Origin of the sequence: Sphingomonas chungangi (assembly GCF_013778325.1) — a bacterium.
Classification (GTDB): domain Bacteria; phylum Pseudomonadota; class Alphaproteobacteria; order Sphingomonadales; family Sphingomonadaceae; genus Solisphingomonas; species Solisphingomonas chungangi.
This window is the reverse complement of the sequence record NZ_JACEIB010000026.1, coordinates 186,651-204,496: the sequence shown is the minus strand read 5'-3', so window position 1 is coordinate 204,496 and position 17,846 is coordinate 186,651. Positions and strand designations below refer to the sequence as shown.

At 66.4% G+C, this 17,846-nt stretch carries 15 protein-coding genes; 8 read left to right on the top strand and 7 right to left on the bottom strand.

The features are described 5' to 3' along the window. The first annotated feature begins 34 nt into the window (after positions 1 to 34). Genes HZF05_RS16680 through HZF05_RS16670 form a run of 3 tightly spaced genes read left to right on the top strand, consistent with a single transcriptional unit; the run spans position 35 to position 4,343 of the window. A complete protein-coding gene (locus tag HZF05_RS16680) occupies positions 35 to 1,930 on the top strand; it encodes a 2-oxoacid:acceptor oxidoreductase subunit alpha (RefSeq protein WP_160362924.1) in 1,896 nt (631 codons plus the stop codon). Continuing rightward, positions 1,927 to 2,958: a 2-oxoacid:ferredoxin oxidoreductase subunit beta gene (locus HZF05_RS16675; RefSeq protein ID WP_160362923.1), complete on the top strand. Its 1,032-nt coding sequence runs from the start codon at positions 1,927 to 1,929 to the stop codon at positions 2,956 to 2,958. Before HZF05_RS16680 ends, HZF05_RS16675 begins: the two co-directional genes overlap by 4 nt. Positions 2,959 to 2,972: 14 nt before the next feature. Beyond that, the gene (locus tag HZF05_RS16670) at positions 2,973 to 4,343 is read left to right on the top strand and encodes a cryptochrome/photolyase family protein (RefSeq protein ID WP_160362922.1); all 1,371 of its coding nucleotides are present in this window, start codon (positions 2,973 to 2,975) and stop codon (positions 4,341 to 4,343) included. A 3-nt stretch (positions 4,344 to 4,346) separates the two neighbouring features. Here the strand turns inward: HZF05_RS16670 and pyrF are convergent, their stop codons facing one another. The 3 genes from pyrF to HZF05_RS16655 are packed head-to-tail and all read right to left on the bottom strand — an operon-like array spanning position 4,347 to position 7,701. Beyond that, positions 4,347 to 5,027 (bottom strand): orotidine-5'-phosphate decarboxylase, encoded by a 681-nt coding sequence (pyrF, locus tag HZF05_RS16665; RefSeq protein ID WP_110157022.1) that lies wholly within the window; start codon positions 5,025 to 5,027, stop codon positions 4,347 to 4,349. Beyond that, entirely contained in the window at positions 5,024 to 5,338 is a 315-nt protein-coding gene (locus HZF05_RS16660; RefSeq protein WP_160362921.1) for a LapA family protein, read from the bottom strand. Before HZF05_RS16660 ends, pyrF begins: the two co-directional genes overlap by 4 nt. Before the next feature lie 41 nt (positions 5,339 to 5,379). Continuing rightward, a complete protein-coding gene (locus HZF05_RS16655; protein WP_160363147.1) occupies positions 5,380 to 7,701 on the bottom strand; it encodes a patatin-like protein in 2,322 nt (773 codons plus the stop codon). A gap of 131 nt (positions 7,702 to 7,832) precedes the next feature. Here HZF05_RS16655 and HZF05_RS16650 point away from each other — a divergent pair, with 131 nt between their 5' ends. Then, positions 7,833 to 8,324, top strand: a complete 492-nt coding sequence (locus HZF05_RS16650; RefSeq protein ID WP_246332054.1) for a DUF4142 domain-containing protein — start codon at positions 7,833 to 7,835, stop codon at positions 8,322 to 8,324. Between the two features lie 33 nt (positions 8,325 to 8,357). Here HZF05_RS16650 and rnd read toward each other — a convergent pair whose 3' ends face one another. Next, positions 8,358 to 9,536: a ribonuclease D gene (rnd, locus tag HZF05_RS16645; RefSeq protein WP_160362920.1), complete on the bottom strand. Its 1,179-nt coding sequence runs from the start codon at positions 9,534 to 9,536 to the stop codon at positions 8,358 to 8,360. Positions 9,537 to 9,629: 93 nt separating this feature from the next. Here rnd and aspS point away from each other — a divergent pair, with 93 nt between their 5' ends. Together aspS and HZF05_RS16635 are read left to right on the top strand one after the other, a co-directional pair. Next, on the top strand, positions 9,630 to 11,420 hold the full coding sequence (aspS, locus tag HZF05_RS16640; protein ID WP_160362919.1) for an aspartate--tRNA ligase: 1,791 nt from the start codon (positions 9,630 to 9,632) through the stop codon (positions 11,418 to 11,420). 109 nt (positions 11,421 to 11,529) lie between these two features. After that, positions 11,530 to 12,315, top strand: coding sequence for a polyphosphate kinase 2 family protein (locus HZF05_RS16635; protein WP_160362918.1), 786 nt, complete (start codon positions 11,530 to 11,532; stop codon positions 12,313 to 12,315). 62 nt (positions 12,316 to 12,377) lie between these two features. Here the strand turns inward: HZF05_RS16635 and HZF05_RS16630 are convergent, their stop codons facing one another. The 3 genes from HZF05_RS16630 to HZF05_RS16620 all read right to left on the bottom strand — a co-directional run bounded on the left by HZF05_RS16630 (position 12,378) and on the right by HZF05_RS16620 (position 16,263). Continuing rightward, positions 12,378 to 13,616 (bottom strand): glycosyltransferase family 87 protein, encoded by a 1,239-nt coding sequence (locus HZF05_RS16630; RefSeq protein ID WP_160362917.1) that lies wholly within the window; start codon positions 13,614 to 13,616, stop codon positions 12,378 to 12,380. 95 nt (positions 13,617 to 13,711) lie between these two features. After that, complete coding sequence (greB, locus tag HZF05_RS16625) at positions 13,712 to 14,194, bottom strand: transcription elongation factor GreB (RefSeq protein WP_160362916.1); 483 nt, start codon at positions 14,192 to 14,194, stop codon at positions 13,712 to 13,714. Positions 14,195 to 14,199: 5 nt separating this feature from the next. Next, a complete protein-coding gene (locus tag HZF05_RS16620) occupies positions 14,200 to 16,263 on the bottom strand; it encodes a lytic transglycosylase domain-containing protein (protein ID WP_246332053.1) in 2,064 nt (687 codons plus the stop codon). 93 nt (positions 16,264 to 16,356) lie between these two features. Here HZF05_RS16620 and dapA point away from each other — a divergent pair, with 93 nt between their 5' ends. Beyond that, the gene (gene dapA / locus HZF05_RS16615; RefSeq protein ID WP_160363144.1) at positions 16,357 to 17,232 is read left to right on the top strand and encodes a 4-hydroxy-tetrahydrodipicolinate synthase; all 876 of its coding nucleotides are present in this window, start codon (positions 16,357 to 16,359) and stop codon (positions 17,230 to 17,232) included. Next, a complete protein-coding gene (locus tag HZF05_RS16610) occupies positions 17,232 to 17,831 on the top strand; it encodes a hypothetical protein (protein ID WP_160362915.1) in 600 nt (199 codons plus the stop codon). The genes dapA and HZF05_RS16610 overlap by 1 nt, the downstream gene beginning before the upstream one ends. The last annotated feature ends 15 nt before the right edge of the window (positions 17,832 to 17,846 follow it).

Below are 17,846 nucleotides of genomic sequence, written 5' to 3'. Positions count from 1 at the left end.
CTGCAAGCGCCGGCGACATGAGGGTGTTGAAACTATGGCCACAGCCACGCGCGAGCTGACTCCCGAAGAAGCGCATGCGCATCCCGCGCCGGAATCGATCGTCGTCCGCTTCGCCGGAGATTCGGGCGACGGCATGCAACTGACCGGAGGGCAGTTCACGCTCTCCACTGCGCTCGCCGGCAACGACCTCGCCACCTTCCCCGATTTCCCCGCCGAGATCCGCGCGCCGCAGGGTACCACCTTCGGCGTCTCCGCCTTCCAGATCAATTTCGGCTCGACCGCGATCGAGACGGCCGGCGACCAGCCCGACGTGCTGGTGGCGATGAACCCGGCGGCGCTGAAAACCAATGTCGATGCCCTCAAGGCGGGCGGCCTGATCATCGCCGACGAAGGCGAGTTCACCGCGCGGAACCTCGCCAAGGCGGGCTATGCGGAAGGCGGCAATCCGCTCACCGACGGCAGCCTAGCCAAATGGCAGTTGTTCAAGCTTAACATCTCGCAGCTCACCCTTGATGCCGTGAAGCCCTTCGGGCTCGGCAACAAAGAGGCGCTGCGCTGTAAGAACATGTGGACGCTGGGGCTGGCGCTCTGGATGTTCGATCGCGATCGCGCGCCGCTGGTCGACTGGCTCAAGACCAAATTCGCCAAGGCGCCCGAACTGGCCGAGGCCAATATCGCCGCGCTCAATGCGGGCCATGCCTTCGGCGAGACGGCGGAGATCGGCGGCGACGTTGCCGGGCTCCAGCAGCACAGCGTCGCCCCCGCACCGGCCGAGCCGGGCCTTTATCGCACTGTGACGGGCGCCGAGGCGATCTCGCTCGGCCTCGTGGCGGGATCGAAGCTGGCGGGCGTCGACATGTTTTTCGGCGGCTATCCGATCACCCCGGCGTCGGCGATCCTGCACCACCTGTCGCGCCTCAAGGAATATGGCGTCACCACCTTCCAGGCCGAGGACGAAATCGCCGCCGTGGCGAGCGCGATCGGTGCCTCTTATGCGGGCAAGCTGGGCGTCACCTCTTCGTCCGGCCCTGGCATCGCGCTGAAAGGGGAGGCGATTGGCCTCGCGATCATGACCGAGCTGCCGCTGATCGTGGTGAACAGCCAGCGTGGGGGGCCATCGACCGGGCTTCCCACCAAGACCGAGCAATCGGATCTATATCAAGCAGTTTACGGCAGAAATGGCGACGCGCCGATGCCGGTGATCGCCGCGCGCTCGCCAGCTGACGCCTTCGATTGCGCGATTGAGGCCTGTAGGATCGCGACTCAGTTCATGACGCCGGTGATGCTGCTGACGGACGGCTATATCGCCAATGCCGCGGAGCCGTGGAAGGTGCCGGATATGGGCGGCTATGCACCGTTCCCGGTGGCGTTCCGCACGGACGCCCCGGCCGAGGGCGGGAAGTTCCTGCCATATGCGCGCGACCCGAAGGGCGCACGACCGTGGGTGAAGCCCGGTACGCCCGGTTTGCTCCATCGCATTGGTGGCATCGAGAAGAAGATCGACACCGGCAACATCGATTACGCCCCCGCCAACCATCAGGCGATGACCGATGCCCGCAAGGACAAGGTGGACGGTATCGCTGCTTACATCCCGTCTCAGGACGTGACCCTCGGTGAGAAAGGTTCGAAGCTGGTCGTGATCGGCTGGGGATCGACCTTCGGGCCGATCCACCAGGCGGTGCGCCGGGCTCGATCCAAAGGACTGGACGTCAGCCATATCCATCTTCGCCATATCTGGCCGATGCCGGGCAACCTCGGCGACTTACTAAGAAGTTATGGCAGGATCCTCGTGCCCGAAATGAATACCGGCCAGCTCAAGACCGTGCTGCGCGATCAATATCTCGTCGACGCCCGCCCGCTCAACAAGGTCTCCGGCCAGCCCTTCCGCATTGCGGAGATCGAAGCCGCCATCGAAAGTGCGCTCGCATGAACGACATGACTCCCTTCGTTTCGAAGCCCAAGGACTGGGAGACCGATCAGGAAGTTCGCTGGTGCCCGGGCTGCGGCGATTATGCCGTGCTCAAGGCGGTCCAGCGCACCATGCCAGAATTGGGCGTCAAACCTGAAAACACGGTATTCGTCAGCGGTATAGGATGCTCTTCTCGCTTCCCTTATTATATGGAAACATACGGTTTCCACACCATCCACGGTCGCGCGCCGGCGGTGGCGACGGGGATCAAGCTCGCCAATCCCGATCTCGACGTATGGATCATCACCGGCGACGGCGATGCCTTGTCGATTGGCGGCAACCATACGATGCACCTGCTGCGCCGCAATCTCGATTGCCAGATATTGCTCTTCAACAACGAGATATACGGCCTTACGAAAGGACAATATTCTCCGACGAGCCGGGTCGGCACGCGTTCGCCGTCGACGCCGTTCGGATCGGTCGATCGTCCGGCCAATCCCTGCGCCTTCGCGCTCGGATCGGGCGCGCGCTTCGTCGCCCGCGGCATCGACGTGCACAAGAACCTGCCTACGGTCCTCAAGGCGGCGCATGCCCACAAGGGCGCGAGCTTCGTCGAGATCTTCCAGAATTGCATCGTCTACAATGACGAAGTGTTCGCCCCCTTCACCGAGAAGGCGCAGGCTGGCGCCAAGCAGCTCTGGCTGGAGAACGGCAAGCCGATGCTGTTCGATGGCGGCGCCAAAGGTCTGACGCTCGACGTAAACACGCTGACGCTCAAGGTAGTCGATGTCACCGACGGCGACTGGCAGGCGGCGGCCGTGATCGTGCATGACGAGACCAACCGTGGTATCGCCCACATGCTCGTCGAAATGCCGTTCGGCGCCTATCCGGTCGCGCTCGGCACGATCTACAACAGCCCGGCGCCGACCTTCGAGAGCGCGGTCGTCGAGCAGAACGCCAAGGCCTCCGAAGGCAAGGCGGCCGATCTCCAGACGCTGATCGGCAAGGGCCAGACCTGGATGGTCGACAAGGAACCGCGCGCCGAGTGAGCGCTTGAAGACGGATGACCAAGCCTGTCATCCTCTGGTTCCGGCAGGACCTGCGCCTGTCCGATCAGCCCGCTCTCGTCGCCGCCTGCCATGATGGGCCGGTGATCCCGGTCTATGTGCTCGACGATGACGGCCCTGGCGACCATACGATGGGCGGCGCCTCGCGCTGGTGGCTGCATCGCAGCCTGACCGCGCTCGGCAAGGCGTTGCGCGACAAGGGATCGCGGCTGATCCTGCGGCGGGGCAATGCGGCTGAGATGCTGGCGAAGCTTGCAGAGGACACAGGCGCGAAGGCCGTCCACGCCATCCGCCATTACGAGCCGTGGTGGGCGAAGGCCGAGGAGAATCTGGCGAAGACACTCGATCTCTGCCTGCATGACGGCAACCAGCTGGCGCCGCCGGGATCGATTACCACCGGGGCTGGCAAGCCGTTCAAGATCTATACGCCTTTCTGGCGCGCGCTCTCGCATCATATGCCGCCGGACGATCCTGTCCGCTCTCCGACGAAGATCCCGACACCCTCGAAATGGCCGACCACCGAAGCGCTGGGATCATGGGGCCTGCTTCCATCCAAGCCGGACTGGGCGACCGGCTTCTCCGATTGGGAGCCGGGTGAGGATGGCGCGCGCAAGCGGCTCGACCAGTTCGTCGGCGAGGCGGCGGATTACGAGGCGACGCGCAACCTGCCGTCGCGGGAGGGAACCTCGCGCCTTTCGCCGCATCTGCATTTCGGGGAGATCACGCCACGCCAGATATGGCATCGCGTGGCGGGCGAAGGCGGATCGGTGCGCACCTTCCTCGGCGAAATCGGCTGGCGCGATTATGCGCAGGGCATCCTGTTGCAATATCCCGATGTGGGGCGGAAGAGCACGCGCGAGCAGTTCGACAAGATGCCGTGGCGCACCGGCAAGGCGGCGAAGTCCGATCTGCGTGCCTGGCAGCGGGGGCGCACCGGCTACCCGATCGTCGATGCGGGCATGCGCCAGCTCTGGGCGACGGGCTGGATGCACAATCGCGTGCGGATGATCGCCGCCAGCTTCCTGATCAAGCACCTGCTGATCGACTGGCGCGAGGGCGAGCGCTGGTTCTGGGACTGCCTGGTCGATGCCGATTACGGCAACAACTCGGTCAACTGGCAGTGGACGGCGGGAACCGGCGTCGATTCCAACATGTTCCCGCGCATCATGGCGCCGCTCAGCCAGTCGGAGAAGTTCGACGCGGCGGACTATATCCGCGAGTGGGTGCCGGAGCTGCGCGATCTGGACGATGACGTCATCCACGATCCCGAGGATGCCGGCTGCCGGCCGGAAGACTATCCGGAGAAGCTGATCGGCCACCGGGAAGCGCGCGAACGGTCGCTGGCGGCCTATCGCAAGACGAAGTGACGCCTAGAGCGTCGCCTCGATCGCGCGGGCGGCGATGTCGGGGTCCTCGGCCTTGGTGATCGGGCGGCCGATGACCAGCACAGAGGCGCCGTGATCGAGCGCCTGGCGCGGCGTCACCACGCGCTTCTGGTCGCCGACCGGGCCATCGGCAGGCCGGACGCCGGGCACGACGAAGAAGCCGCCCGGCCAGAGCTTCTTGGCGGCCTTCACCTCGGCACCCGAGCAGACCACGCCATCCAGCCCCGCCTCGCGGGCGAGCGCTGTCAGCCGCGTCACCTGGTCGTGCGCGTTGCCGCGGAAACCGACCGCGTCGATGTCGCTCTCGTCGAGCGAGGTCAGCATCGTCACGCCCACCACCTTGGTGCCGAGCGGGGCGGCTGCCTTGGCATCCTCCATCATCGCGCGGCCGCCCGAGGCGTGGACCGTCACGATCGCCGGTTCCAGCGAGGCCAGCGCGTGCATCGCCTTGCCGACCGTGTTGGGAATGTCGTGAAGCTTCAGATCGAGGAAGATCGGCAGGCCGAGCGCCGCCATCTCGCGCACGCCGGGGCGGCCGTTGGCGGCGAAGAATTCGAGCCCGAGCTTGATACCGCCGACATGGTGGCGGACCTTGGCGGCGAGCGCCTTGGCATGCTCGATCTCGGGCGTGTCGAGCGCGACGAAGATGGGGGATCGGTAGGTCATGATTGGGCAGGCGGCTCGATGGTCGAGGCGGCGGCCGGCGTCAAGACGGGGGCGGGTTCGATCCGGTTGATGTCGGCGATCGCGCGTTCGTGGCTTTCGATCCGGCGCTGCATCCGCCAGCGCGAGGCGCGGTGCCAGCCGAAGGTCGGCAGGAAGCCGATCAGGAACGCGCCGAAGACGAGGATCGGGAGCTTGGCCTCGACGATGAGGCCGCCCCACAGGCTGACCTGCACCGGCGTCCAGTTGCGCATGGCGAACACCACGGCGACCACCGCCAGCACCACCCAGAACAGGGTCTTGAGAAACTGCATGAGGCGGAGCCTAAGCGCGATCGTTCCGCGATGCGAGTCCCTTAGCCTACCTCGCGCTCCAGCGCCTCGAACAGCTCCGGCACGTGTTTCAGTCGATCGCGCTCTTCCGTCAGGATCGCGCGGAACAGATCGCGCTTGAGGCCGCTGATCGCGCCCGCTCGCAACGTGCGGCCTTGCGGTAGTGTGGACGCGACGATGTCGATCAGCCGGTCGGCGCCGTGGAGGCGACCCCACAGATAGTCGTTCTCGCGATAGGCGCGGCTGAAGAAGGCGCCGAAGCTGTTGAACTGGATGCCCTTCAGCGTCGCTTCCGCTCCGCCAGAGCGGATCGCGCGGGCATCCTCCGGCGCGATGCGATCGACCTTCACAGGATCGAACTCGTCCAGCCCCTCGCCCTGCAGCAGCGGCAGGACCGCGATGTCGTAGAAGGGGAAGCCGAGATAGGCGAGCAGCATCCGCCGCCGCGCGTCGCCCTTGGGCAGCGCGTTGAAGGCGGCGGCGAGGCGCTCGTCGGCGGCATCATCGAGCATCTGGAGGCCGCGCCGCTCGGCGATCATGTCGAGCGCGGCGCCGGCCTGCTCCACCGCGATGCGGGCGGCGGCGCGGATCGGCTCGTCGTAGAAATCGTCGGACTGGCGATCGAGATACGGGGTGAGCGCGTCGAACAGCCCTTCGCGCATGATCTGCGCCGCCTCGCGCGGCACCTCGCCGGCCTGCTCCATCGCCTCGATCCGGCGGGCGAGGAAGCGCAGGCGGCGGATACGGAAGCGCAGATCGTGGCGACGGAAGAACAGCACCGCCGCATCGGAGGCACCGCTGGCGGAGAGAGCGTGGACATCGCGCAGGCCCTGCCCCTCGACATAGGCGGCGATGGCGTGGCGATAGATGGGAAGCGAGGGGTGGTGCGCCGGCCCGCCGAGAGAATGGAGCAGGATCGCCAGCTCCTCCGCCACCGTGTTGAGCTTGAGGTGGCCATAGGAGGCGAAGGCATAGCCCGCCCCCTTGGTGGCGCGATCGTGCGCCTTCGCGCGCCACGCCAGCAGGCGCGCGGCGGTGGGCGAATCGAGGAAGAAGGTCTTGCCCAGTGCCTCCTCGACGGCCGCCTCCACCTCGGGGCGGATCGCGTCGGTGAGGGTGCGCATCCGCTCGATGCGGCGCGATCGGCCCTCGATCGTCTCCAGATTGTCGCGGATCGGCTGCTCGCGCGGGATATCGGACATCGCGCCGAAGATTGTCTGGAAGAAACCCGGCGCTTCAGCCTCGCCGCTGTGGCTGAGGCGGAAGCTGCGGGTTCCGGGGTGGGGATCGATATAGACGAAGCGCCGGTCGATCTCGCGCCGCGCCGGGCGGTTGCGCAGTGCGTCGACCGCCGGACGGAAAGGGGCGTTGGCGAGAACCGATCCGTCGATCAGCGTGGCGGTCTCGGCATGACCCGCAGCGTGGTGACGGGGGAGGGCGCGCGACAGGAAGGCGTCGCGGCCCAGCCACGGCTGCTCGCGCCCGGCCAGCACCTCGTCGAGTTCGCACACCCGGAAGGGCGGGAAGGCGCCGGGGAAGCTGGCGGTCGCCCGCGCCGCGAAGGCGAGTTCGGCGGTGTCGGCGATCAGCCGCTCGCCTTGCGCATCGCGATGGCCGCGATCGGTAAAGGCGAGGGTGAGGCGATGCTCGGTCTCCATCACTTCGTCGGGCGAGTGGAGGCGCAGGCGCTCCGGGTGGCCGTGGAAATCGGTGACCGTAACCATCAGGTCGAGCGGCTGGCCGTCCGGCAGCAGCGGCTGGCCGGCTGGCCCTGCAGCCATCGCATCGAGCGCATCGAGGATCAGCTCCGTGAAGCCGGCACCGGCGAAAGGCGGCTCGAACCAGCGGCCGCGCACGAAGGTGCCGAGCTTGCTTTTCACCTCCGACCGGGCGGCGGGCTCAACCGTATCCTCCAACCCGCCCTGCCGGCTCGCCCAGGCCCAGGCGATCGGCGTCGCCCACAGCTTGGAGAAGCGCGATCCGGCCTTCGCCTGCGGATCGACCAGTTCCTCGACATCCGCCTTCTCCAGCCATAGCCCGGTCAGCGGATCGAGCGTCTGCCCGCGCGAGATGGCTTGCGCGAGGAAGATGCCATTGAGGCCACCCGCGCTGGCGCCCGCGATGATGTCGACCAGCACGCGCAGGTGGATGTCGGCTTCCGCGCCCATGCATTCCAGCAGGCGGCGATAGACCGTCTCGCTCGCCGTCTCGCAATCGTCGCCGGCGGTGAAGGCGCGGCTGGCGCGGGCGAGATGCCAGATCTCCTTGGTGATGCCGTGCATGTACACGGCGAGGCTGATTCCGCCGTAGCAGACCAGCGCCAGCCTCAGTTCCTTCTCCCGCATGTTGTCGCGAGAGGTGGCATGCGGCGCGCCGGACGGCAAGGGGCTGTCCTCAACCTGTATCAGTTTCGATTCTCCACGGGAGAATAGCGTCTTTCCAGGCGTTTCAGCGTCGTGAGAACAGGAGAGACACTATGACCCTACGCCTGCTGATCGGCGCCGCGACCCTCGCCGCACTGACCACCCCCGCGATTGCGGCGCCTGCCATGACGGGCAAGCAGTTCATCGCCAAGGCCGGCGCCAGCGACCTGTGGGAGCGCAAGGAGGCGGCGATCATGACGACCTCCACCAATGGCGACGTCGCGGCGTTCGCCAAGCAGATGACTGTCGATCACACCAAGAGCACCGACATGGTGAAGGCGGCCGCCAAGGCGGACGGCATCAAGGCTGCCCCGCCGATGATGTCAGCCAAGCAGAAATCCGATCTGGCGGCACTCGCGGCTTCGAAGGGCGCAGCGCGGGACAGTCTCTACGTGACCCAGCAGAAGGCGGCGCATGCCGACGCGCTCACGCTGATGCAGGGCTATTCCAACGACGGCCGGGCGAAGCACCTCAAGGAAACCGCCGGCAAGATCGCGCCGGTGGTGCAGAGCCATATCGACATGCTGAACAAGATGGCGATGTGACTATTTCCCTCTTCCTGGAAGGGAGCGGCTCGCTTACTCCGCCGCTTCGTCCAGCCGGGTCATCTTGAGCTTGCCGTTCTGCACGGCGAAGCCCATCCGGCCCTCGACCAGATCGAGCGCATCGCGGCCGAACTGCTCGTAGCGCCAGCCTTCGAGGATCGAGAGGCCGTCGCGGCGCCCCGCCGCCAGCAGTTCCAGATCGTCCGAACGGGCAATCAGGCGCGGCGCCACGTCGGTCTCCTTCGCGCGGATCTTGAGCAGCAGCTTGAGCAGGTCCGCCACCAGCGCACCGTCCTTGCCGAGGCCGGGCTTGCGATCCTCGCGTGCCGGCATCTCGTCGTCGGGAAGGTTGGTGGCCGCCTCCAGCGCGCCCATCAGCCGCGCGCCGATGTCGTTGCCGGCCCAGCTCTGCGAGAGGCCCCGCACCTTGGCGAGGTCCTTCTGTTCGCGCGGCGGATGGCTGGCGATGTCGGCCAGCGTCTCGTCCTTCATGATGCGGCCGCGCGGCAGGTCCTTGCCCTGCGCCTCGCGCTCGCGCCACGCCGCTAGCGCCTTGAGGCGCCCCAGCACATCGGCGCGGCGGCTCGGCACTTTCACGCGATGCCACGCCTGATCGGGCTCGTTGACGTAGTTGGATGGATCGCCGAGCCGCTCCATCTCCTGATCGAGCCAGGCGCCGCGCCCGGTGCGCTTCAGCTTATCGAGCAGCTTGGGGAAGATCTTCACCAGATAGGTGACGTCGCCGATCGCATAGTCGATCTGGCGCTTGTCGAGCGGGCGGCGCGCCCAGTCGGTGAAGCGTGCGCCCTTGTCCAGCTTCACGCCGGTCCAGCTCTCGACGAGGTTTGAATAACCGACCTGCTCTCCCATCCCCAGCGCCATCGCCGCGATCTGCGTGTCGAACAGCGGGAAGGGGGTCTTGCCGGTCAGATTGTGGACGATCTCGAGATCCTGGCCGCCCGCGTGGAAGACCTTGAGGACATCCTCGTTGTTCACCATCAGGTCGAGCAGAGGTGTCATGTCGATGCCCGGCGCCTTGGGATCGATCGCGGCGGCCTCGTTGTCGTCGGCGATCTGGATCAGGCACAGCTCCGGCCAGTAGCTGTTCTCGCGCATGAACTCGGTGTCCACGGCCACATAAGGGCTTTGGGCGAGGCGGCTGCAAAGGTCGGCAAGGATATCACTGTCTGTGACAAGCGGATGAATAAGCATGAACCTTCCATAAACAGACCGCCGCGCCTTGACAAAGAGGGCTTGGCGCCGGAAGCGCACGGCCTTTCATTATTCAGACGGACCGTATCTCCGATGCACGCCTATCGCACCCACACCTGCGCCCAGCTTCGTTCGAGCGACGTTGGGCAGAATGTCCGCCTTTCCGGCTGGGTGCACCGCAAGCGTGACCATGGCGGCGTGCTGTTCGTCGACCTGCGCGATCATTACGGCCTTGTCCAGATCGTGACGGACTCGGACTCGGAGGCGCTCAAGGCGCTGGAGAGCGTACGTGCCGAGAGCGTGATCACCATCGAGGGCGTCGTCGAGGCGCGTTCGGCCGAAGCGAAGAATTCCAACCTCGCCACCGGCGAGATCGAGGTGCGCGCGAAGAGCGTGACCATGCAGTCGGCCGCCTCCGAGCTGCCGATGCCGGTCGCGGGCGAGCAGGAGTACCCTGAGGATATCCGCCTCAAATACCGCTATCTCGATCTGCGCCGCGAGCGCATCCACAAAAATATCGTTCTCCGCAGCCAGGTGATCGCCTCGATCCGCCGCCGCATGATCGATCAGGGCTTCACCGAGTTTCAGACGCCGATCCTGACGGCGTCCTCGCCGGAAGGCGCGCGCGACTATCTGGTGCCGAGCCGCGTGCATCCCGGCAAGTTCTACGCGCTCCCGCAGGCGCCGCAGATGTTCAAGCAGCTGCTGATGGTGGCGGGCTTCGATCGCTATTTCCAGATCGCACCCTGCTTCCGCGACGAGGATGCGCGCGCCGATCGTTCGCCGGGCGAATTCTACCAGCTCGATTTCGAGATGAGCTTCGTCACGCAGGACGACGTGTTCGCCGCGATCGAGCCGGTGCTGCACGGTGTGTTCGAGGAGTTCGCCGATTTCGAAGGCAAGGGCCGCAGCGTCTCGGCGTTGCCCTTCCGCCGCATCCCGTATCGCGAATCGATGCTGAAATACGGCAACGACAAGCCGGATCTGCGCAATCCGATCCTGATCAGCGACGTCTCGGAGCATTTCGTCGGTTCGGGCTTCGGCCGCTTCGCCTCGATCGTCGAGGGCGGCGACGTGGTGCGCGCCATCCCCGCGCCGGGCACCGCAGAGAAGAGCCGCAAGTTCTTCGACGACATGAATTCGTGGGCGCAGTCGGAGGGCTTCGCCGGCCTCGGCTACGCGACCCGCAAGGGCGGCGAGTGGGGCGGCCCGATCGCCAAGAACCATGGCGAGGAGAAGATGACCGCGCTCGCCGACAGCCTCGGCCTCGCCCCGGACGACGGCCTGTTCTTCGCCGCCGGCAAGGTCGACCAGGCGGCGCGTCTCGCCGGGCTCGCCCGCACCCGCGTGGCCGAGCAGCTCGGCCTGATCGATGACAAGCGCTTCGAATTCTGCTGGATCGTCGATTTCCCGATGTTCGAATATCACGAGGAAGAGAAGAAGATCGACTTCTCCCACAACCCCTTCTCGATGCCGCAGGGCGAGCTGGAGGCGCTGGAGACCAAGGATCCACTCGATATCCTGGCCTATCAGTACGACATCGTCTGCAACGGCGTGGAGCTGTCCTCGGGCGCGATCCGGAACCACCGGCCGGACATCATGTACAAGGCGTTCGAGATCGCCGGCTACAGCCGCGAGGAAGTGGATCGCGAGTTCGCCGGCATGATCAACGCCTTCAAGTTCGGCGCGCCGCCGCACGGAGGTTCGGCGCCGGGGATCGATCGCATCGTCATGCTGCTGGCCGACGAGCCCAACATCCGCGAAGTGATCGTCTTCCCGATGACCCAGAAGGCCGAGGACCTGATGATGGGGGCGCCCGCGCAGGTCCGACCCAAGCAGCTGCGCGAGCTTCACATCCGCGTCGTGGAACCCGATAACGCCTGAGGTTCTTTTTCTCCTCGGCCGTAACGAACGAGGAGACTGTACCGTGGTGGGACGCACCCCGCGCTACCCCATCTCGCAAGGAGGCAAGCGGTCGCCTAGCTCCAAGAGCATGGCGATCCGCTTGGCCGATTACGAGACAGACACGAAGCTGGACGGCGACTATGCCGAGCAGCTGGCGGCGGTGCAGGCGCGCCTCGAGCAGATCCAGATCGCGCACATCGTCCACAAGCGCCGCGCGATCATCATGTTCGAAGGCTGGGACGCGGCCGGCAAGGGCGGCACCATCCAGCGGCTGACGTCCAACTGGGACCCGCGCTATTTCGAGGTCTGGCCGATCAAGGCGCCGACCCCGCCGGAATTGGCGCGGCACTTCCTTTGGCGCTTCTGGACCAAGCTGCCGCCCGACGGGCACATCAACATCTTCGATCGCAGCTGGTACGGCCGTGTGCTGGTCGAACGCGTCGAGGGCTTCGCCTCCGAAAAGGAATGGCGCCGCGCCTATGACGAGATCAACGAGTTCGAGGCGCAGCAGAAGGACAGCGGTACGCCGGTGATCAAGATCTTCCTGCACACCACGCAGGAGGAACAGGACAAGCGCCTGAAGGCCCGGCTGGAGCATCCGTGGAAGCGCTGGAAGCTGGCGGCGGACGATTTCCGCAACCGTGACAAGCGCGATCATTATCTCGCCGCGATGGAGGAGATGTTCGATCGCACCGACACGCGCTGGGCGCCGTGGAAGGTGATCGACGCCAACCACAAGAAATATGCCCGCATCGCGGCGCTGACCCACATCGCCGACGTGCTGGAGAAAGCCGTGCCAATGAAGCCGCCCGCCGCCGACCCGGAGGTAGCGAAGCTCGCGAAGGAGCATTTCGGGATCGACGTGGAGGGGTGACCTTCACGCACCCAAACCGTTCGTCCTGAGCCTGTCGAAGGGCTGTCCTTCTTTTCAGCGCTTCAAGAAAAGGACCGGGCTTCGACAGGCTCAGCCCGAACGGATTTTGGAAGTAGCCCCTCGGCTCGCAATTGAACGAAGAGCGCGGCAATCAGGATCACCGGCACCAGCGGTACGCCCGTCATCGCCAGCAGGATGCACCCCTGCGGCGCGAGGAAGCCGGCGCCCAGCACCGCGCGCTCCCAGCCGGCGAGCGCATGCCATCGGCGATGCATGGTGAGGATCAGGCCGAGCGTCGCGACCGTCATATCGTAGTCGAAGGCATAAGGCAGGACGAGGAAGGTCGCGGTCGCGGCCGGGAAGCAGAGGCTCGCCAGCGGCAAGTCGCGGCCCGCAGCGCGCCACAGCAGGACCAGCGCAACCACCGCCGTTGCCACTTGCGCGACGCCCGCCAGCGGCGCCGTCAGCGCATGCTGGTGCATCGCCACCGTCGTCGTCACCATCATCGTCTGGAAGAACTGGCCGCCCATCGCCATGGTCGACATCTCGAGCGCGGCGGTGGCGTTGAGATAGGTGCTCCACAGCGCCGGCCCGAAGGCCAGCAGGCTGGCGGCGCCGATCAGCGCGACTCCCGCGCTGGCCACGAGGATCGTCGTCCACCGCGTCCGGCGGAGCAGCAGCAGCGGGATCAGCAGCGCCATGTGCGGCTTCACCGCCATCAGCGCGGTGGTGAGGCCGGCGCGCTTCGGCCGCGCATCGAAATCGCGGAAGGCGAGCAGCCACAGCGCGCCAATCAGGAAGCCGAAATGCCCGGCCCACAAGTTGATCGTTGCGGCGGGCGTCGCGAGCGCCAGCCATGTGGGCAACCCGGCCTCGCGGAGATGCGGGCGCGCCGCGAAGAAGAACAGCGCAGCGCCTCCGATCGTCCACAGAGCGTAGGCGACCGGATAGGGCAGGGCGCCGAACGGCACGTCGAGCAGCAGTGATGTCGGCGGATAGGAATAGATGTGCAACGCCAGCGGACCGAAGCTCGCTTGCAGGAAATCATGATACCGGCCGAGATCGTAGAGCGCGTCGAGCCTGCCCGAGATCGCCAGCCGGCCGCCGGCCCACAGGTTCAGTAAATCGCGGCCCCACATCACGTTGTCGCCGACGCGCAGGCTGTGAAGCTGGGAGATGTCGATGCAGAACAGGCCGATCACCAGCAGATTGCCGACGATGAGGAGATAGCGCTCGGTGACCTGCTGCAGCCGCATGCGGGCGGGGTAGCGGAACAGGGTTAAGGTGGCGTTGATCCACAACCGTTCGCCCTGAGCTTGTCGAAAGGCTGTCCTTCTTCTTTCAACGCGGGAAGAAGAAAGGGCAGGGCTTCGACAGGCTCAGCCCGAACGGAATTTTACGGGGAGGGATAAGCGATCCCCACCACCTCATATTCCTTTTCCCCACTCGGCAGCATCACGCGGCGCAAGTCCCCCGCCGCCGCGCCCCGCAAGGCCCGCGCCAGCGGGGAATGCCAGCTTATCCGTCCCGCACCGGCGTCCGCCTCGTCCTCGCCGACCAGCGTGACGATGCGCTCATTGTCGTCCTCATCGGCGATGGTGACGGTGGCGCCGAAGTACACCTTGCCGCGCTCGGGTTGCTTGGCGGGGTCCACCACCTGCGCCGCCTTCATCTTCTTCGAGAGATGGTTCAGCGTGCGGTCGATTTCGCGCAGACGCTTGCGGCCGTAGATGTAATCGCCGTTCTCGGAGCGATCGCCATTGCCCGCAGCCCAGCTGATCGTCTCGACCAAGGCAGGCCGTTCGGTCTCGAACAGGCGCTGATACTCGGCGCGCATCGCCGCATAGCCCTGCGGCGTGATGTAGTTCGGGCGGTCCATGAAACTTAGCCGGCCGTCGTCTTGCCGAGGTAGAAGGAGAGGCGGTTGGCGTTGCCCTGCCCGGCGCGGGCCGGATTGATCGTGTCATACACAACCACGTTGGCGAGCACGTTCTGGACGTAGCCGCGCGTCTCGCCGAAGGGAATCTGCTCGATCCAGTTCACCGGATCGACGCCGCCTGATCGTGGATCGCCGTTCGCCGCGATCCACTTGCGGACGTTGCCGGCGCCGGCATTGTAGGCGGCGATGGCGAGGATGTAGCTGCCCCCGAACTGGTCCATCATCCGCCCGAAATAAGCGGAGCCCAGCTCCATATTGTAGCCGGGATCGCTGGTCAGCCGCATGAAATCGTAGGGCAGGCCGAGCGCGGTCGCCTGCTCGCGCGCGGTGGTCGGCATCAGCTGCATCATGCCGCGCGCGCCGGCGCCGGAGACCGCCTGCCTGTCGAATTGGCTTTCCTGCCGCATGATGCCGTGGATGAAGGAGAAGTTGTTGGCGAGATCGGACGGTACCGGCAGGGTGGGGAAGCCCGAGCGGACGTAATCGCTGGCGCTCTCCGGCTTGGCGGCGCGCTCGGCCATCACGCCTAGATCCATGCGGCCCAGCTCGCGGGCGAGGTTCGCGGCGAGCAGGTGATCCGAATCCGAAAGCGCCGCCTGGGCACCGATGACGCGCAGGAATACGCTCTGATCGGTCCAGTCGCCGAGCTGGCCGAGGATGCGCGCCGCCTTGACCACCTCGCGCGCCTCGAAGGTGGCACGATCGGCTTCCGGGATCTGAGTATAGTCTGCGACCTGCGGGGCCGGGATCGGCCGGCCCGCACGTTCCAGCGCGAGCTGGCCGTAGAACTGGTCCGGGAAGGCGGCGGCATTGGCGAAATAGGCCTGCGCACCCGCCTGATCGCCGGCCAGAAGCGCCGCGCGCCCCGCCCAGTAATAGCCCTTGGCGCGCGAATTGGGGCTTTGTGAGGCATCGCCGTAGAGCCGGAACATCGCCACCGCGTCGGCCGGGCGCTGGAGGTGCTGCATCGCCGCCGTGCCGGCCAGCCAGGCGAGGCTGGTATAGGGGTCGCGCTGGTTGAACGGCAGCGCGCGCAGGTCCGCGCCGAGCGGGTAGATGTCGGTCAGCTGGCTGGCGATGCCGAAGGCCTGCGCCCAGTTGCCGTCGTTCGCCGCGCCCTTCGCGAACGATAGCTGCTGTTCCATGAAGCGGCGGCCGTCATAGGCCGGCGCGTCGAGCCGGTGCGGCTGTGCCATCTCGTAGCGTGCAACGCCCTCCTGACCCGTCATCCGCAGCCAGGTAGAGCGATCGATGAGATAACCGGCGTCGTTGTTCGCCGTCGTGCCCAGCGCCGCCGCCCGCTGCGCCGCGTCGGGCGAGCGCAGCTGATAGGCCAGCCGCGTCCCGTAGAGCGCCTGTCGGGCCGGGCTCACCAGAGCGAGCTGGCGCTGTGCCGCACCGGTATTGCGCGCCCAGAGCAGCGCCTCCATGCGCTTGTCCTGATCGTCCTGCGTAAGCGCCGATCCGAAGGCGGCGGTCAGCCGCCCCTCGTCGACGAGATTGAGCTGCCCCGACGCCCAGGCCGCCTTCGCCGCCGTCTGCGCCTCGGGTGCCCGGCCGCGCACGTAGAGCGCCTCGGCGAATCGTAGCTGCCCGGTGCCCGTGGTCGGCGGGAAGCGGGTGAAGAAGGCGATCACGGCATCCGGTGGCGTCACGTCCGCCTGGATTTGCTGCTCGGCCATCTTGCGCATCGCCGATTCGCCGGGCCAGCCCGGATGGGCGAGCAGGAAGTTCGCATAATCCTGGAACAGCAGGTTGCTCGACTGACGCAGCCGCCGCCACTGGACGAGCGCTTCCGCGATCGGATCGGTCTGCAATCCCACGCTGCCGGCGGCGGGCGCGGCGTAAGTATAGCCGCCGTTGGAGGCGGGCATCGTGGCGGAAAGGCCAAGCTGGCTACGATACCAGGAGACCTGCTGGGGGGTGAGCGAGGCACCGAGCGCGGCGGCGCCGAGAAGCGCGAAGGGACCGATAAGCATCAGTCGTCGATGGAGCATGCTGGACATCATGCCAACCCGCTCCTTATCAGGCGCTGAATATGAGACCCCCCCGGCCATGGGTGGACTATGCCGCACCGCGGTGTCGGCGTGAAGGAGTGCATGATGTTCTCGGGCTCGATTCCCGCTCTGGTGACGCCTTTTCGCGACGGTCGCTTCGATGAGGTCGCTTTTCGCAGCTTCGTGGACTGGCAGATCGAGCAGGGATCGTCCGCTCTTGTGCCCTGCGGCACGACCGGCGAATCGGCGACCATGTCGATCGCCGAGCATGACAGGGTGGTCGCGGTCTGCGTCGAGCAGGCGGCGGGGCGCGTGCCGGTGATTGCGGGCTGCGGCTCCAACGACACGCTGGTGGCGCTCGATCACATGCGGTCGGCCTATGCGGCGGGCGCCTCGGCGGCGCTGGTCGTGCTGCCTTATTACAACCGGCCCAACCAGGAGGGCATCTACGCCCACTTCGCCTATCTGGCCGATCACTGCGACATGCCGATCGTGGTCTACAACGTGCCGGGCCGCACCGTGACCGACATCCTGCCCGAGACCCTGGGTCGGCTGGCCGAGATCAAGAGCATCGTCGGCATCAAGGACGCGTCCGGCAAGGCCGAGCGGGTGACCGCGCAGCGCCTCGCCTGCGGGGAGGATTTCTGCCAGCTTTCGGGCAATGACGACATGGCGCTGGGCTTCATGGCGATGGGCGGCGCGGGCTGCATCTCTGTCACCGCCAACGTCGCGCCCAAGCTGTGCGCCGAGTTCCAGCATGCCTGCCTGCACGGCGAGTGGAAGCGGGCGCTTGCGCTGCAGGACAGGCTCTTCCCGCTTCACACCGCTTTGTTCACCGATGCCTCACCGGGGCCGGTGAAGTACGCCCTCAACACAATCCGCTCGGGCTTCCCGGACGATCTGCGCCTGCCGATGACCCCTGCCGGCGAGGCGAGCCGCAAGGCCGTGGACGCAGCGCTGAAGGTGGCGGGGCTGGTCTGATGTTGATGCTGATGGCGGCGTTGCAGGCCATGGCGCTCGGTCCTGCGCCGGCGCCCCACGCTCCCGCCGTGCCGGATGACCCCCGATATGCGTCCTGCGCCGGTGCGCCCGACATGCTGGCGAAGGGGAGCCATCTGTCCTGGAAACTGCCTTCATCGGACATCAAGGGGCACCGCAAGCTGAGGGACGCGCTGCGGGCCTCGCCTCCACCCGAGACCGGGCCTCGCATTCTCTGGTTCGCGAATGGCGGTGACCTCGCCACGACGACCTTCAGCGTCGTCGCGACCCGCGATTCCGCTGGATGGTGGCGAGTGGACGGGGTCGGATCGACGCGTGTCTGGATCGCCGATGCGAAGCCCACGATCATGCCGACGATCGGGCGCACCCTGTCCGAAGCGGAGAGCCGCGAGATCGATGCGCTGATCGCGGATCCCTGCCTGACCGCGCAGCCCACGTTCGTGGACGATCCGCGCATCGCGGCGGGTGGCCTTTACCATCAGCTTGAGATCGAAGGTGCAGGACATGATTGGCGTGGCGGCTGGCATGGCATGCCGACCGTTATCGAGGATCGGATCACGACCATCCTCGGCAAGCATTGATACCGCACCGTTCCT

Coding starts and splice junctions, on each gene's coding strand:
- HZF05_RS16680 (WP_160362924.1), top strand. CDS start 35: ATGGCCACAGCCACGCGCGAGCTGACTCCCGAAGAAGCGCATGCGCAT.
- HZF05_RS16675 (WP_160362923.1), top strand. CDS start 1,927: ATGAACGACATGACTCCCTTCGTTTCGAAGCCCAAGGACTGGGAGACC.
- HZF05_RS16670 (WP_160362922.1), top strand. CDS start 2,973: ATGACCAAGCCTGTCATCCTCTGGTTCCGGCAGGACCTGCGCCTGTCC.
- pyrF (WP_110157022.1), bottom strand. CDS start 5,027: ATGACCTACCGATCCCCCATCTTCGTCGCGCTCGACACGCCCGAGATC.
- HZF05_RS16660 (WP_160362921.1), bottom strand. CDS start 5,338: ATGCAGTTTCTCAAGACCCTGTTCTGGGTGGTGCTGGCGGTGGTCGCC.
- HZF05_RS16655 (WP_160363147.1), bottom strand. CDS start 7,701: ATGCGGGAGAAGGAACTGAGGCTGGCGCTGGTCTGCTACGGCGGAATC.
- HZF05_RS16650 (WP_246332054.1), top strand. CDS start 7,833: ATGACCCTACGCCTGCTGATCGGCGCCGCGACCCTCGCCGCACTGACC.
- rnd (WP_160362920.1), bottom strand. CDS start 9,536: ATGCTTATTCATCCGCTTGTCACAGACAGTGATATCCTTGCCGACCTT.
- aspS (WP_160362919.1), top strand. CDS start 9,630: ATGCACGCCTATCGCACCCACACCTGCGCCCAGCTTCGTTCGAGCGAC.
- HZF05_RS16635 (WP_160362918.1), top strand. CDS start 11,530: ATGGCGATCCGCTTGGCCGATTACGAGACAGACACGAAGCTGGACGGC.
- greB (WP_160362916.1), bottom strand. CDS start 14,194: ATGGACCGCCCGAACTACATCACGCCGCAGGGCTATGCGGCGATGCGC.
- HZF05_RS16620 (WP_246332053.1), bottom strand. CDS start 16,263: ATGATGTCCAGCATGCTCCATCGACGACTGATGCTTATCGGTCCCTTC.
- dapA (WP_160363144.1), top strand. CDS start 16,357: ATGTTCTCGGGCTCGATTCCCGCTCTGGTGACGCCTTTTCGCGACGGT.
- HZF05_RS16610 (WP_160362915.1), top strand. CDS start 17,232: ATGTTGATGCTGATGGCGGCGTTGCAGGCCATGGCGCTCGGTCCTGCG.